A 14,311-nucleotide genomic window follows, 5' to 3' on the forward strand; every position below is an offset into this window, starting at 1 on the left:
GGGCCGACCCGGCGCCCCGCGCCCGATCAGCCCCCGCCCGCCGCCGCGACCGCCCTGCGGCGCCCGCGCCCCGGACCCCGCTCAGCGCGTCCCGAACCGCCGCGCCAGCGCCCGCAGTCCCGCCGAGCGCCCCTCGCGCGGCACCGTCCACAGCGTCTGACCCCGCACGCCCCACCCTTCGAGCAGCGCGTTCGCGGCGAGGAACCCCGTCGTCGCCGCCCGCTCCATCAGCGCCACCGGCAGCTCGGTGCGCACCAGGTCGCCCGCCACCATGACCGACGGGTCCGGAGTCCGCACGGTCGGCCGGTCGCGGAACCCGCCCACCGGGAACAGCGGGCAGTCCGCCCGCCACTCGTGCCGCTCGTGCACGATCTTCGCGTCCCTGGTCTCCGGGTACACCCGGTGCAGCTGGGCGAGGAGCCGCTCCTCCTCCGCCGACCGGTCCGCGCCCGGATCGACCGCGTAGGCGTGCAGCTCCACGACCGAGCCGCCGGTCCGCTCCGACCAGCGCCGCGCCTCGCCCTCCCACAGGTTCAGCACGCTCACGTTGTCGAGCCCGCCGTACCCGCTGGTCCCGAGGAACCCCGGCCGGTCCGGCGCGACCGGCCGGTCCAGCCACAGCCGGGACACCAGGAACGGCGGCGCCGTCCGCAGCCGGGCGATCCGCCCCCGCCACTGCGCGTCACCCAGCCCGGGCGAGGCCCCGACCAGCGCCCGCAGCCCGCCGGTGTCGAGCGCGAGGACCAGCGCGTCGTGCCGGTGGGCGCGCCCGCCCGCCGTGACCCGCACGCCCCCGCCCGGCTCACCGTCGGGCTCCACCGTCTCCACGGGGGTGCCCGTCCGCACCAGCGCCCCGTGCCGCTCCAGGTACTCCCGCAGCGGATCCCACAGCGCGTCCGGGTACGGCTCGTCCGGCACGTCGAACAGCAGGCCCTCGCTGGAGCCGAGGAAGTAGATGTGGAACATCAGCACCAGCTCGGCGGCGGACAGTTCGCGCGGATCGGCGAAGAAGCTCCGCGAGAACACCTCGAACGCCAGGTGGTGCGCCGCCTCGGGGAACCTGATCCGGTCGAGCAGGTCGCGGGCGCTGACCTGGTCCAGCTCCTCGTACACCTGCGGCACCCGCACGTCGAGCAGCGGCAGCGCGGCCCGCGGGTTCATCGACAGCAGGTCCCGCCACCCGAAGCTGGGGCTCAGCGCGACGAAGCCGAGCGCGCTGAACGGGGGAGTGCGCGGCACCCTCGCGAAGCTGTCGTGCAGCCCGCCGCTGTGCGTCAGCGGGTAGTCCGGGAGCCCCGTCAGCGACGACAGCCCCGGATCGACCCGGCGCAGCAGCCCGCGCAGGTTGTAGTACTGCCGGAAGAACGCGTGGAAGCCGCGGCTCATCGTGGCGACCTCACCGTCACCCAGCTCCACCGGCCAGCCCGCGAGCCGCCCGCCGAGCTCCTGCTCCCGCTCGTACACCGTCACCCGCACCCCGCGCTCGGCGAGCGCGACGGCGGCGGCGAGGCCCGCGATGCCGCCGCCGACCACTGCGGTGTCGGGGGCGGGCCCGGAGATCCGCGGCGCCCCGCCGGCCGGGTGGATCACCGCGGCCCGCCGGTCCAGGCCGCGCCGCGCGTTGCCGTCCGGAGCCGTCCGCCGATCCCTCATGCGACGGCCTCGGCGGTCTCGTCCGCGCGCGGCGAGGGGATCATGGGAACCTGCGCGGTGAACGTGTGCGTGATCCCGGTCTGCCAGCCGGGCAGCGGCAGCGTCCGCACCCCGGTGAAGCCCGCCCGCGCCACCCGCTCGGCGAAGACCGGCGCGGTGTCGAAGTCGACGACGCTGCGCCACAGGTGGCGGTACAGCTCCGCGTCCCCCGTCAGCCGGCCCGCGGGCATGACGATCGACCGGCACACCGCCGTCCACACCGCCCGGTCCGCGGGGCGCCCGCTCAGCGTGTACTCGTGCACGGCCAGCCGCCCGCCCGGCGCGAGCAGGTCGCGCACCGAGGTCAGGACGGCCTCGGGGTCGGAGACGTTGCGGAACAGGTAGGCGGCGAACGCCGCGTCGTACCCGGCGTCCGGCTGCCCGGAGCCCACGTCGGTGAGGACGTCGGCGAGCTTCTCCACCGGCGCGTGCACGAACCTGACCGTGGACGGCCACCGCTTGGCCGCGGCCCGCTCCAGCATCCCGGCCGAGGCGTCCACGGCCACGATGTCCGCCCAGGGGGCGGCCGCGAGCAAGGCGGCCGTCGAGGCGCCGGTTCCGCAGCCGAGGTCCAGGATCCGCATCCCCGCCCCGCCGTCGGGCAGCCGCAGCCGGCGCGCGGAGCGCCGCAGGTGTCCGTGGTAGCCGGGACTGGCGGCGACCAGCCGGTCGTAGGCGGAGGCGGCGTGGTCGAAGGCGGCGGACAGATCGTCGTCGCGCAACAGAGTCATGAAGCGGTCTCTCCCTGGGGTGCTCGGTGCTGGGGGATGGTCTCGGGCGGCGCGGCGGGGTGGCGCGGCAGGAAGGGGAGTTCGGCGACGGTCCGCAGCATGGGGGCGACCGGCGTGCGCAGCCCGATCGACACGTCCTCCCACGGCCGTGACCCGCCGTCGAGGAAACGCAGCACGCGTTCGAACGGCACCCGGCCGAAGAGGCCGGCGAAGAACCCGGCGCCGTCGATCCGGCCGGTGTCCAGGGCCCGCAGCATGACCGCGTCCATGGCCCGCGAGCGCCGGCCGTGCGGGCGCGGCGGCAGCGGCTCGCGGCCGGCGAGCAGCCGGGCCGCCACCGCCCGGCTCTGCCGCTGCACGGCGGCGAAGGTGTACCCCGTGGACGGCCGGGTCGCCCCGCCGGCCGCACCGATCCGGAACACCGACCGCCCGGCCCGGCGCGGGAACCGCCCGTCCGTCATCGGGATGACGCCCTGCTCGGCGGCCGTGACGGCGAACTCCCGCAGCCCCAGCACCTCGCCGGTGTACTGCCCGAGCGCCCGCTCGTACCCGGCGGCGTCCAGCGGGCTCCGGCTGAACTCCGTGTACTCCACGAGGGCGTGCCGCGGCCCCGTCGGCAGCACGTAACCGAAGGACAGGCCGTGCGCGGGCTGCGGGGTCCGGAAGTCCATCAGGTCGGCCACGCCCGGATCGAAGGCGTCGTCGGCGGTCTCGACGAACCAGCCGCGGAAGTGCTGCAGCAGGGTGGTGCGGGCCGGCGGCAGCGCGCGCGGCGGTCGGGAGTCGAACACCCAGCGGGCGCGCAGCGCCACCGGTCGCCCGGCCGCGTCCCGGCCGCACACCTGGGCCCCGTCCGGACCGTCGCGTACGGCGTCCACCTCGGCCGCGACCCGCCCGAACCGGTCCCGGCCCGCGAGCACCGCCCCGACGTGCGCCTCGAACGCGTCCGACCGCAGCATCTTGTACGCCAGCGGCGCCGGCGCGCCCACGACCGGCCGACCGTCCGCGCCCCGCACCCGAAGCCGCTGCCAGGACGCGGCGAGGATGCCGTCGAACGCGCCCCCGGGCTCCTCCCAGAAGCACCAGGTGCGCTCCGGCGGCCGCAGCGGTCCGGGCGGGGCGTCCACCAGCAGGACGGAGGGGCCGCCCGCCGCGGGGGAGGAGACCGCCAGGGCGTGGGCGAGCGACAGTCCGGCCGCGCCCGCCCCCACGATCACGACATCCGCGTCCCGCACACCGCACCCTTTCCGCGTTCTTCCTGGTCCCGTCGCCGGCCACTCGCCGGACCCGCCCGGGGCGGGTGCGCGGTGAGCTGCCGAGGTCCCTTCCTGCGTTCGTACCCCGTCGGATGCGCCGCAGGGGTGAACGGCGCGCCGGGGAGGTTTCCTCGATCCGGCCGACTTCAGTCCCGCAGTGGTCCCCGTGCCACGCTTATACCGGAATGCGCGGGGCCGCCGTCGAGTTTCTGGGCCGAGACGTCCAGCACGGGGTAGTCGGCGAGGTCGACCGACGGGAGCGGCAGCCGCGCCGAGCCGCCGGGTCCGAGGACGCCGACGGCGATCATCCGGTCGTGCGCGCGGCTCATCAGCCAGACCTCGTAGTACCCGCCGTCGTCCCGCGGCAGCCCCGCCACCGACACCACCAGCCGGTCCCCGCCCGGTCCCGCCGCGCTCTCCAGCCGGACCGTCCCCGTCACCCGCCGCCCGTCCGCGCCCGGGACCGGGCCCGGCGGTGCGAGGCGGAAGGGCTCGCCCGCCGCCCGCACCCGTACGGCCTGCTCCGGCTGCTGCCAGCGCGCCGCGGAGGCGCCGATGCCGGCGCCCGCGACCAGGCAGACGACGGCGACGAGCACCGCGACCAGGGCCGACACCCGGCGACGGGAGGAGGCCGGTGCGACGGCGGGGGCGCGGTCGGGAGGGGGCGGCGCAGGGGGTGCGGGCAGCACGGGGGGAGGGGCTCCGTCGGCCGCCAGTTGCGCGCTGATGCCCGCCCAGACCCGCTCGGGCGGCGCGAGCAGCAACCGGTCGTCGTCCGTGGAGGTGCGCGCCGCGTCGACCACCCGCCGCAGCGCCGCCAGCTCGTCGCTGCACGCCGGGCACAGCCGCAGATGCCGCCGCACCGGTTCGTCCGCCTCGAGCCCGGCGGCGCCGTCGACCGCGAGGGCGGCGAGGTCCTCGGCGGCGAGATGGTGCACCGTGTCGCCTCTCTTCGAGCCGCTCCGCTCGGCGGCCTTTCGGACCTACTTCCGAAGAACCGCCGCCGGCGGATGCGGCCCGCGCCGACCGCTCAGCACGGCGCACCGTTCTCCTGTGCCCGGACCCCACCGGCCGCCGGTGCGTCGGGGGAAGCCGGGCGGGAGGGGAAGCCGGGCGGGCCGGGGGCGCTCCCGCCGTCCCCGCCCGCCCGGGGTCCGAGGGGGTGTGGAGGAGGTCAGGTCCGTCAGTGCGTGGGACCGAGCGCGCCGCTGTCCACCGAGCGCCGCAGCCGGTGGAGTCCGCGCCGGGCGTGGCTCTTGACGGTGCCCAGCGGCAGCCCCGTGCGCTCGGCGATCTGGCTGTGCGTCAGGTCGTCGAAGAACGCCATGTTCAGGATCCGCCGCTGCTCGGCGGGCAGCTTCTCCATCTCCTGCGCCACGAGCACCCGGTCCAGCGCCACCTCCGGCCGGTCGCCGCTCTCCTGGACGTCGGGCGTGCCGAGACTCGCCGCCGCGACCGCGAGTTCACCGCGCCGAGTCCGCGCCGAGAGCGCGTCGGCGATCTTGCGCCGGGTGATGCCGACCAGCCAGCCCGCCAGCGCGCCGCGGTCGGGACGGTAGCCGGAGCGGCCGCGCCAGGCCGCCAGGAACACCTGCTGGGTGACGTCCTCCGCCTCCCGCGCGTCGCCGAGCGAACGGGTCGCGAGGGTGTGCACGAGCGCGCCCCAGCGGCGGTAGGCGGCGGCGAACGCCTCCTCGTCGCCCCGCACCAGGCCGGCGGCCACCTCCTCGTCGGCGAGGGTCCGCTCCGTCGGCGCGTGGTCGGGCACGGACAGGGGATGGGGGAGATGCGTGTCGATCGCCGTCATGTGGGCCCTTCCTGGGGTCGACCGCGTCGGTCGGCCGCCCCGGCGCGCGGGGGCGACGATCACACCCTCGCGGGATTTCGCGACCCGGACAACATGCATCGATAGTGCGTCGTATGGTGAGCGCATGACCGAACCGCCGTCCCCCGCGGCCGACTCCGCCGCCGACGCGGGCCTCACCACCGGAGCCGTCGCGCGTCGCCTCGGCGTCGCCCCCACCACCCTGCGCTCCTGGGACCGCCGTTACGGCATAGGCCCCGCAGCCCACCGCGGCGGCCGGCACCGCAGGTGGGCGGCGGCGGACGTCGCCGTCCTGGAGCGGATGTGCCGGCTCACCAGCGCCGGGGTGCCCCCGGCCGAGGCGGCCAGGACCGCCCGCGAGGAGCACGCGGACCTTACCGCCGCCCAACAGCCGCCCGCCGCACCGGCCGTGCCCGTCGCACCGCGCCGCCAGCCCGGGGCGCGCAGCGCCCTGCCGCTCGGTCAGGTCCGCACCGAGTGCCGCGGCCTCGCCCGCGCCGCGGTCCGGCTCGACGCGCAGACCCTGGACGACCTGCTGGCCGCGGTCATCACCTCCGACGGCCTCCTCGTCGCCTGGGAGGAGGTCATCATGCCCGCCCTGCACGCGGTCGGCCGCAAGTACGAGTCGTCCGGGGAGCGTTACGTCGAGGTCGAGCACCTGCTCTCCTGGCACGTGTCGTCGGCCCTGCGCCAGCACCGCCCGCGCCCCGCCCCCGCCGCCGACACCCAGGCCGCGCTCCTTGCCTGCGTCCCGGGGGAGTCGCACACCCTGCCGCTCGAGGCGCTCGCGGCGTGCCTGGCCGAGGAGGGCGTCGCCGTCCGCATGTTCGGCGCGGCGCTCCCCGTCGAGGCGCTGGAGGAGGCGGTGCGCCGCACCGGCCCGGCCGCCGTCATGCTCTGGGCCCAGTCCCGTACGACGGCCAGCCGCGCACTGGCGCAGCACGTCGGCGCCATCGAGTGGGGCGTGCGCGGAGCCCGCACCCGGCCCACCGTCCTGCTCGGCGGCCCGGGGTGGGCCGGCCCGCACCTCGCGGGCACCTACCGCCCCGCGAGCCTGCGCGAGGCGCTCGACCGCGTGCTGACCCTGTGCCGACGCCCCTACGCGGCCGAACTCAGCGGCTGACCCGGCCGGCCGCCCCGGGCGCTCGACCGGCCCCGCGGCCGTACCGCCCGCCGACCGGCCCCCGCGGCCGGCCGGGTCAGGCCCGCAGCATCTGCCGCAGCGCCCGCCCGAACACCAGCCGACCCGACCGCGCTACCACCGGGTCGGCCACACCCGGCAGCCCCCGTACGAGCAACTCCTCCGTCCAGGTCACCACCGACCCGGTGCCGGACGCGGCGACCTCGATCTCCGCCCACCCGCCCAGCAGCCGGCCCTCCTTCTCCACCCGGCACACCCCCGTACGCCCCCCGGCCGGGGGCTCCCACCGCACGACCACCATCCGGTCGTCGATCAGGGTCAGCGGCCCGAGCGCCGTCAGCGCCGTGAAGCGGGTGCCCACGCCCGCCGGCGGCGGGGTCAGGACCTCGGCCCGGGTCAGCGGCACCGAGGCCGCGTGCGCGGGCCAGTCGGTGACCCGCGACCAGGCGTCGGCGGGCGGACGGGGCGAGGTGGCGCGGACGCGGAAGACAGCCATGCCCCGACTCTACGGTCGCGACCCGACCGCCGCCGGGCAGCCGGCAGGCATGGCCCGGGAGCTCAGGGGCACCCGCCCACCATGGCTGTTCTCAGGAAGCTCGCACGTCCCCTGCTCGCCTCGACGTTCGTCTCCGGTGGCCTCGGCACCCTGCGCACCCCGCAGCCGGTGGTCCCCGCCGCCGACCCGGTCGCCCAGCCCGTCGCCCAGCGGGTCCCCGGGCTGCCGGCGGACACCGAGCAGCTCGTCCGGATCAACGGCGCGGTCCAGGTGGGTGCGGGCCTGCTGCTCGCCACCGGGAAGTTGCCCCGGGTCGCCTCCCTCGCGCTCGCGGCGTCGCTGATCCCCACCACCGTCGCCGGCCACGCGTTCTGGAACGAGAAGGATCCCGACGAGCGCCGGCGGCAGCAGATCCACTTCTTCAAGAACGTGTCGATGCTGGGCGGGCTGCTCCTCGCCGCCGTCGACACGCACGGCAAGCCGTCGGTGGCCTACCGCTCGCGCCACGCGGTCTCCCACAGCGGCGACCTCGCCCAGGTCGCCCGCCGCGAGGCCCGCCTCGCCGCCCGCAGCGCCCGGATCTCCGGCCGCGAGGCCCGGGTGAACGCGAGCCGCTCGCTGAGCCGGGCCGGCCACGGCGCCCGGGCGAACGTCAGGTCCGCGGCCCGCACCGCGAAGCGGCAGCTCCCCTCGACGTAGGCGGCCCCGCTACCAGTCCCCGTCCTGCACCGGCTGCCCCGGCGGGTCGCCCAGGGGCTTCACCTGGTGCGGGGACGGCGGCTGCCACGGCGCATGGTCGTCGCCGATCCAGTCGCCGACCGGCTTGACGTCCCCGAGGGCGTCCGACGCCGGGAGGTCCTGCCGGTCCTCGTCGAAGTAGTCGAACCACGGCAGCCCGGCCGCCGTGTACGCGGCGCGGTCGACGGGCGAGGGCGGCGGGGCCTCGCCGGTGATCCGCCGCCACTCCGGGGGCGTCACCAGGTGGACGAAGACCCGCCCGGCCGCCTCGCCGGCGTAGTCGGACAGCGGGCGGCGGTCCTCGTAGACCGACTGCCGCATGGTGCCGCCCACCCCGAGCCCCATCGCCGCGGCCGCCCGGGGCGCCGCCGCACCCGGCACGGGCGGGGGAGCGCCGGCCGCCATCGGCGCGGGCACGGCCGGCCCGCCGAAGGCGCCCGTTCGCGGCCCGGCTCCCGCCCTGCGGGCCCGCTCGGCCGCCTCGACCCGCCGCCGCTCCGCCTCCCGCCACTCCTCCAGCGCCGCCCCGGCGAGCGGGAACGCCTGCAACTGCACCCCGCCCCACACCTCCTCGCCGGTGACCTGCCCCTCCACCGTCGCACCGAGCCCCAGCGGCACGGCGACGAACTGACGGACCGTCCCCTGGCCGGAGTTGATCCCGTCGAGCCACGGCTGCCCCGGCACGGTCACGTAGTTCTGCGGGTCCCGCCCGAGCCGGCCGCTCCACGGCCTGCCCGACACCGCGCACACCTTGCCCACCCCCACCTGCAGCGCCGCCGGAGCGCCCGTGGCGGCGAAGCTCAGCCACATCGCCTCCCGCAGGTAGACGGGGAGCAGCACCCCGCCCCGCGCGAGCCAGTCGGCGGGGACGGTGTCGGGGAAGTCCTCGACCCGGCGGAGCGGGAACGTGCCGAGGCCCGGCGGCAGCGCGTGCGTGCCGGTCTCCGGCAGCCGCAGCGTCCGCATGAACGTCACCCGCACCCCGCCCGGCAGCACCAGCGCGTTCCCGTCGATCCGCACCGTCTTGTCCGTCATCCGCGCTCCCGTCCCCTGCCGGGCGGCCGCTCGCCGCCCTCGGCGGCTGACACGCCCCCACGCACCCGGCCGGTTCCGCTCAGGCGGACGCCGACGCGTCGCGCTGCCGCACCGACGGCGGCGACATCGCCCACCGGATCGCCCCCGTGATCGCGTGCCCCGTCGGACGCACGCAGACCTCCTCGACGATCGGCACCCGCGGTAGCGACAGCATCGAACGCGCCCAACCGGGCAGTGTCGTCACCGCGTTCGCCGCGAGCAGCGCGTACGGCGGCCGGGCGGCCAGCGGCAGCGGCGGGTGCAGCAGGATGAACCGGGCCGCCTCCCGGGCCTCCGCCGTCGCCGCCAGCTCGGGCCGGTACGCGGCCAGGCCCTGCGCCAGAGCCCGCCGGTCGCGCGGCGGGTCGACGACGCCGAGCGCGGACGCCACCTCCGCCATGTCGGCCAGGTACGCGTCGCACCCGGCCCCGTCCAACGGCCGCTCGCCGAACCGCTGGTGCGTGCGCAGGAAGCTGTCCGCCTCCGCCATGTGCACCCAGGCGAGGAGGTGCGGATCGGCGGCGTGGTACGGCGCCCCGGTCGAACTGATCCCCCGCACCCGCTCGTGGACGGCCCGTACCTGGTCCACCGCCTGCTGCGCGTGCTCCGCGGTGCCGAACGTGGTGACCGCGAGGAAGGTGCTGGTGCGCTGGAGCCGCCCCCACGGATCGCCCCGGTAGCCGGAGTGGGCGGCCACCGCGGCCATCGCCTGCGGGTGCAGCGACTGCAGCAGCAGCGCCCGCAGCCCGCCGATGAACATCGACGCGTCCCCGTGCACCCGGCGGATCGCCGCGTCCGGCGCGAACCACCGGGGCCCGGGCGTCTCGTGGATACGGGCGCGGTTCTCCGGCCCCGAGGGGCCCGCCACCCGCGCGAACAGCGCCCGGCCCAGCCGGACGCGCAACGCGGACGATCCTGGTGCGGTAGGACTCATGCCCCCAGTATCCGCCGCCCGCCCGGAAACGGACCGGGATCCGCCCGGGCCGCCCGTGTCTTTGCCGGCGACGAGCGCCCGGCCTCCGCCGACCGCGCCCCGATCCGTGCGACGATCGCGGCGGCCCGGCCCCGCGCGCCCGATCCCCCCGCCTCCGGCGGGATGTCGGACCGCGGACCGGGCACGAGGAACCACGCGGAACGACGACGCCGGAGCGGCCGGCGCGCGGGGCGACAGGAGAGCGACACATGCGGCCACCCTCCGGCAGTCACGACGTGGTGGTGGTCGGCGCCGGCCTCGCCGGCCTGGCCTGCGCCCAGGACCTCGGCGCGGCGGGGCTCTCCGTCCGCGTCCTGGAGGCCTCGGACGGCGTGGGCGGCCGGATGCGCACCGACCGCCGGGACGGTTTCCTTTTCGACCGCGGCTTCCAGGTCTTCAACACCTCCTACCCGCAGGTCAAGAAGCGGCTCGCGCTGCGGGCCCTGCGGCTGCGCCCCTTCACCCCCGGCCTCGTCCTGCGCCGCGACGGCGAACTGCTGCGGATCGCCGACCCCACCCGGCGCCCCCGGATGGCCTCCGGGCTGCTCCCGGGCCGCGCCGCGCCCGCCCGCGACCTGGCCGCGCTCGGCCTGCTCACGGCCCGCGACATGCTCCAGCTGGTCGCCGTCCTCAAGCGCGCCCCCGAGCACACGACCCGTACCGCGCTCGCCGAGGCGGGCGTCTCCGAGCGGACCGTCGACACCCTTCTGCGCCCCTTCCTGTCCGGGGTGTTCCTGGAGGACGAGCTCGGCACGTCCTCGCGCTTCCTCCACCTGGTGCTGCGCAGCATGGCCCGCGGGACGCTCTGCCTGCCCGGCCGCGGCATCGGCGCCGTCCCCGAGCAGCTCGCCGCCGCCCTCCCCCCGGGCACCGTCGACCTGGAGACCCCGGTCACCGCCCTGACCGACGACGGCGCGCTCGTCGGCACCGCCACCGAGCACCGGGCGCGCGCGGTCGTCGTCGCCACCGACGCCCGCACGGCGGCCGGGCTGCTGCCCGGCCTGGACGTCCCCGACGGCCGGACCGTCACCACCTACTACCACGCCGCCGTCACCGCGCCGCTCGCCGAGCCGACCCTCCTGGTCGACGGCGCCCGGCGGTTCCTCAACTCCTGCGTGCTCAGCGAGGTCGCCCCCACCTACGCCCCCCAGGGCACCTCGCTGGTCTCGACCTCCGTCCTCGGCGCCGACACCCCCGGCCGCGAGTCAGCCCTGCGCGCCGACCTCGCCGACGCCTACGGGACCGACACGAGCGGCTGGGAGCGCGTGGCGACGTACACGGTCCCAGACGCGCTCCCCGCGATGCTCCCGCCCTGGCCGCTCAGCCGCACCACCCGCTTCGGCCCCGCCCGCTACGTCTGCGGCGACCACCGGGCCACCGGCTCCGTCCAGGGCGCCCTCGCCTCCGGGGCCCGCGCCGCCCGCGAGGTCCTCGCCGACCTCGGCGGCCCGAGGGACCGGCGCTGAGCGGGCGGCCCGGCCCCTGGCCTGCGGCGGGGCCCGCGGCCCCGCTCGCCTAGGCTGGCGGGGTGGCGAGCGCGGGAGAGACGAAGCAGGCCGGACCGGCCGAGGACGACGCACGGCGGGAGCTGTACGCGTACGCCGTGCAGCTGCGGCGCCTGAACGGCGAGTTCAACCGGATCGCCCACGACTTCGCCGGCGGCCAGGGGCTGCACGCCACAGACGTCCAGGCCCTCGCCGCCATCATGGACGCGCCGGAACCGCTGACCCCCGGCCGGCTGCGGGAGCACCTCGGCCTCACCTCGGGCGCGGTAACGGCCTGCCTCGACCGGCTGGAGAAGGCGGGGCACATCCGCCGGGCCCGCGACAGCGCCGACCGGCGGGTGGTGCACCTCTACTACCTGCCCGAGGCCCGCTCGGTGGCCCGCGCCCACTTCCTGCCGCTCGCCGAGGCCACCGCCCGGGCGCAGGAGGGCTTCACCGCCGCCGAACTCGCCACCACCCTGCGCTTCCTCACGGGGCTCAACGAGGAATTGAACCGGCTCCGCAGGGAACCCTGAACCGGATCTCCACCCCGGCTGCCGCATCCACCGCGGCTCCCGGACCCGAATGCAGAGGTCCGCGACCTGCGGACACCGCCGTCAAAGTATTTCGATCATTGAGATAGTCTCTCGTCGAGAGATCGACCGTCCGACCTGTACGCACCTGTTCCCGGGAGTGCAATGTCCAGCTCCACCCGTTTTCTGCGCTGGCTCGTGCCGGTCGCCCTGCTCGTCGTCTGGCTCGGCATCGGCGGCACGCTCGGCCCCTACGCCGGCAAGCTCGGCGAGGTCGCGACCAACGACCAGGCCGCCTTCCTGCCCCAGAACGCCGAGTCCACCAAGGTCATCGACGCGCAGAAGGCGTTCCGGCAGGACGAGACCCTGCCCGCCATCGTGGTCTGGACCGCCGAGGGCGGCGGCAAGGTCGACGAGACCCAGCAGAGGGCCGCCACCGAAGCCCTGGCCGGCCTCAAGGGCACGGAGGGCACGGTCGGCGAGATCTCGCCCGCCCTCCCGTCGAAGGACGGCGAGGCGCTGTCGGGCGTCGTGCAGCTGCGCCCCGACCTCGGCGAGGAGCTGCCCACCACCCTGCAGAAGATCACCGACGCGGCCGCGAAGGTGCCCGGCACAGAAGCACAGGTCGCCGGTCCCGCCGCCAGCCAGGCCGACCTCTCCGACGCCTTCGCCGGCATCGACGGGCTGCTCCTGGGCGTCGCCCTGATCACCGTCCTGGTGATCCTGCTCCTCGTCTACCGCAGCGTGCTGCTCCCGCTGGTGATCATCATCGGCGCGGTCCTCGCCCTCGGACTCGCCTGCGGCGTCGTCTACGCGCTCGCCGACCGCGACATCGTGCGCGTCGACGGCCAGGTCCAGGGCATCCTCTCCATCCTGGTGATCGGCGCGGCCACCGACTACGCGCTGCTGCTGACGGCCCGCTTCCGGGAGGAACTGGCCCGGCACGAGGACCGCGTGACGGCCATGCGCGCCGCCTGGCGCGAGTCCGTCGGACCGATCGTCGCCAGCGCCGCCACCGTCGCCCTCGCCCTGATCGCCCTGCTCATCAGCGACCTGACCAACAACCGGGCCCTCGGCCCCGTCGGCGCGATCGGCATCGTCGCCGCCACCCTGAGCGCGCTGACCTTCCTGCCGGCCGTGCTGCTCCTCCTCGGCCGCAGCGCCTACTGGCCGGCCCGCCCGAAGCCGGCCGACGCGCCCGGCGAGGAGGGCGGAAAGAAGGGCGTCTGGCCGCGGGTCGCCGCTCTCGTCGACCGCGCCCCCCGCAAGGTCTGGGCGATCACTTTGGCCGTCCTGATCGGCTTCGCCGCCTTCGCGCCGACCCTCGAGTCCAAGGGTGTCCCGCTCGACGAGCTGTTCGTCAACGACGCCCCCTCCGTCGCCGCGCAGGCCACCCTCAGCGAGCACTTCCCCGGCGGCTCCGGCAACCCGGCCGTGATCATCGCCGACGCCGACCAGGTCGACGCCGTGACCGAGGCGGCCGCCGACACCGAGGGCGTCTCCGAGGCCGCACCCGTCACCGAGGCCGGCCGCCCCGGCGCCGACGCCCCGCCGCTGGTCGCCGACGGCAAGGTCCGGATCAACGCCACCCTGGAGGCCGCCGCCGACAGCGACGCCGCCAAGGACACCGTCGTCCGCCTCCGCGACGCCGTCCACGCGGTCCCCGACGCCGACGCGCTCGTCGGCGGCTACACGGCCCAGCAGTACGACACCCAGGCGACCGCCGAACGCGACCGGACGCTCATCGTGCCCGTCGTCCTCGCGATCATCCTGGTGATCCTGATCGGCCTGCTCCGCTCGCTGCTCATGCCGGTGCTGCTCGTCGCGACCGTGGGCCTGAACTTCCTGGCCACGCTCGGCATCGCCTCGCTCGTCTTCCAGGGCCTGTTCGACTTCTCCGGCACGGACGCCTCGGTGCCGCTGTACGGATTCGTGTTCCTGGTCGCACTCGGCGTCGACTACAACATCTTCCTGATGTCCCGGGTGCGCGAGGAGTCCGTCAAGCACGGCACCCGCCTCGGCGTCCTGCGCGGCCTGACGGCGACGGGCGGGGTCATCACCTCCGCCGGCGTCGTCCTCGCCGCCACGTTCGCCGCGCTCGGCGTCATCCCGCTGGCGTTCCTCGTCCAGATCGCCTTCATCGTCGCCTTCGGCGTCCTGCTCGACACCCTCGTGGTGCGCTCGCTGCTGGTCCCGGCCCTGGTCCGGGACATCGGCCCGAAGGCATGGTGGCCCGGCGCGCTCAGCAGGCGCGGTGACGAGGAGCCCACCCCGGCCGAGGAGGCCCGCGCCGAGGAGGCCCGGGCGGACGCCGCGGCGCGCTGAGACGTCCTCCCGACACGACGGCGGGGCCCGCACCGATCCGGTG

General features: G+C 76.5%; 13 protein-coding genes. 5 read left to right on the forward strand and 8 right to left on the reverse strand.

What is annotated here, in order from left to right; all coding sequences use genetic code 11:
• Positions 1-81: 81 nt before the first annotated feature.
• The 5 genes from ACFWEG_RS24360 to ACFWEG_RS24380 form a co-directional block, all read right to left on the reverse strand.
• The gene (locus tag ACFWEG_RS24360; RefSeq protein ID WP_387218919.1) at positions 82-1,653 is read right to left on the reverse strand and encodes an FAD-dependent oxidoreductase; all 1,572 of its coding nucleotides are present in this window, start codon (positions 1,651-1,653) and stop codon (positions 82-84) included.
• Entirely contained in the window at positions 1,650-2,423 is a 774-nt protein-coding gene (locus tag ACFWEG_RS24365; protein WP_387218922.1) for a class I SAM-dependent methyltransferase, read from the reverse strand. Before ACFWEG_RS24365 ends, ACFWEG_RS24360 begins: the two co-directional genes overlap by 4 nt.
• Positions 2,420-3,658, reverse strand: a complete 1,239-nt coding sequence (locus ACFWEG_RS24370) for a lycopene cyclase family protein (protein ID WP_387218925.1) — start codon at positions 3,656-3,658, stop codon at positions 2,420-2,422. The genes ACFWEG_RS24365 and ACFWEG_RS24370 overlap by 4 nt, the downstream gene beginning before the upstream one ends.
• A gap of 167 nt (positions 3,659-3,825) precedes the next feature.
• A complete protein-coding gene (locus tag ACFWEG_RS24375; RefSeq protein WP_387218928.1) occupies positions 3,826-4,617 on the reverse strand; it encodes an anti-sigma factor in 792 nt (263 codons plus the stop codon).
• 245 nt (positions 4,618-4,862) lie between these two features.
• Positions 4,863-5,486 carry a sigma-70 family RNA polymerase sigma factor gene (locus ACFWEG_RS24380; RefSeq protein WP_387218930.1) on the reverse strand — a complete coding sequence of 208 codons (624 nt, stop codon included), beginning with the start codon at positions 5,484-5,486 and terminating at the stop codon, positions 4,863-4,865.
• A 124-nt stretch (positions 5,487-5,610) separates the two neighbouring features.
• On the opposite strand from ACFWEG_RS24380, the gene ACFWEG_RS24385 reads away from it, so the two are divergent.
• Positions 5,611-6,627 carry a MerR family transcriptional regulator gene (locus ACFWEG_RS24385; protein WP_387218933.1) on the forward strand — a complete coding sequence of 339 codons (1,017 nt, stop codon included), beginning with the start codon at positions 5,611-5,613 and terminating at the stop codon, positions 6,625-6,627.
• Between the two features lie 76 nt (positions 6,628-6,703).
• Here ACFWEG_RS24385 and ACFWEG_RS24390 read toward each other — a convergent pair whose 3' ends face one another.
• Positions 6,704-7,141, reverse strand: coding sequence for an SRPBCC family protein (locus tag ACFWEG_RS24390; RefSeq protein WP_387218936.1), 438 nt, complete (start codon positions 7,139-7,141; stop codon positions 6,704-6,706).
• An 81-nt stretch (positions 7,142-7,222) separates the two neighbouring features.
• Between ACFWEG_RS24390 and ACFWEG_RS24395 the strand changes: the two genes are divergently transcribed.
• Positions 7,223-7,840: a DoxX family protein gene (locus ACFWEG_RS24395; protein WP_387218939.1), complete on the forward strand. Its 618-nt coding sequence runs from the start codon at positions 7,223-7,225 to the stop codon at positions 7,838-7,840.
• Positions 7,841-7,849: 9 nt separating this feature from the next.
• Here ACFWEG_RS24395 and ACFWEG_RS24400 read toward each other — a convergent pair whose 3' ends face one another.
• A complete protein-coding gene (locus ACFWEG_RS24400) occupies positions 7,850-8,914 on the reverse strand; it encodes a hypothetical protein (protein WP_387218942.1) in 1,065 nt (354 codons plus the stop codon).
• Positions 8,915-8,993: 79 nt separating this feature from the next.
• Positions 8,994-9,887 carry an oxygenase MpaB family protein gene (locus tag ACFWEG_RS24405; RefSeq protein ID WP_387218944.1) on the reverse strand — a complete coding sequence of 298 codons (894 nt, stop codon included), beginning with the start codon at positions 9,885-9,887 and terminating at the stop codon, positions 8,994-8,996.
• Positions 9,888-10,135: 248 nt separating this feature from the next.
• On the opposite strand from ACFWEG_RS24405, the gene ACFWEG_RS24410 reads away from it, so the two are divergent.
• From ACFWEG_RS24410 to ACFWEG_RS24420, 3 genes are all read left to right on the forward strand, one after another.
• Positions 10,136-11,392: an NAD(P)/FAD-dependent oxidoreductase gene (locus ACFWEG_RS24410; RefSeq protein ID WP_387218946.1), complete on the forward strand. Its 1,257-nt coding sequence runs from the start codon at positions 10,136-10,138 to the stop codon at positions 11,390-11,392.
• Positions 11,393-11,454: 62 nt separating this feature from the next.
• Positions 11,455-11,946, forward strand: coding sequence for a MarR family winged helix-turn-helix transcriptional regulator (locus tag ACFWEG_RS24415; protein WP_387218949.1), 492 nt, complete (start codon positions 11,455-11,457; stop codon positions 11,944-11,946).
• A gap of 162 nt (positions 11,947-12,108) precedes the next feature.
• Positions 12,109-14,268, forward strand: a complete 2,160-nt coding sequence (locus ACFWEG_RS24420) for an MMPL family transporter (protein ID WP_387218951.1) — start codon at positions 12,109-12,111, stop codon at positions 14,266-14,268.
• Positions 14,269-14,311 lie beyond the last annotated feature (43 nt).

Origin of the sequence: Streptomyces sp. NPDC060194 (assembly GCF_042728285.1) — a bacterium.
Classification (GTDB): domain Bacteria; phylum Actinomycetota; class Actinomycetes; order Streptomycetales; family Streptomycetaceae; genus Streptomyces.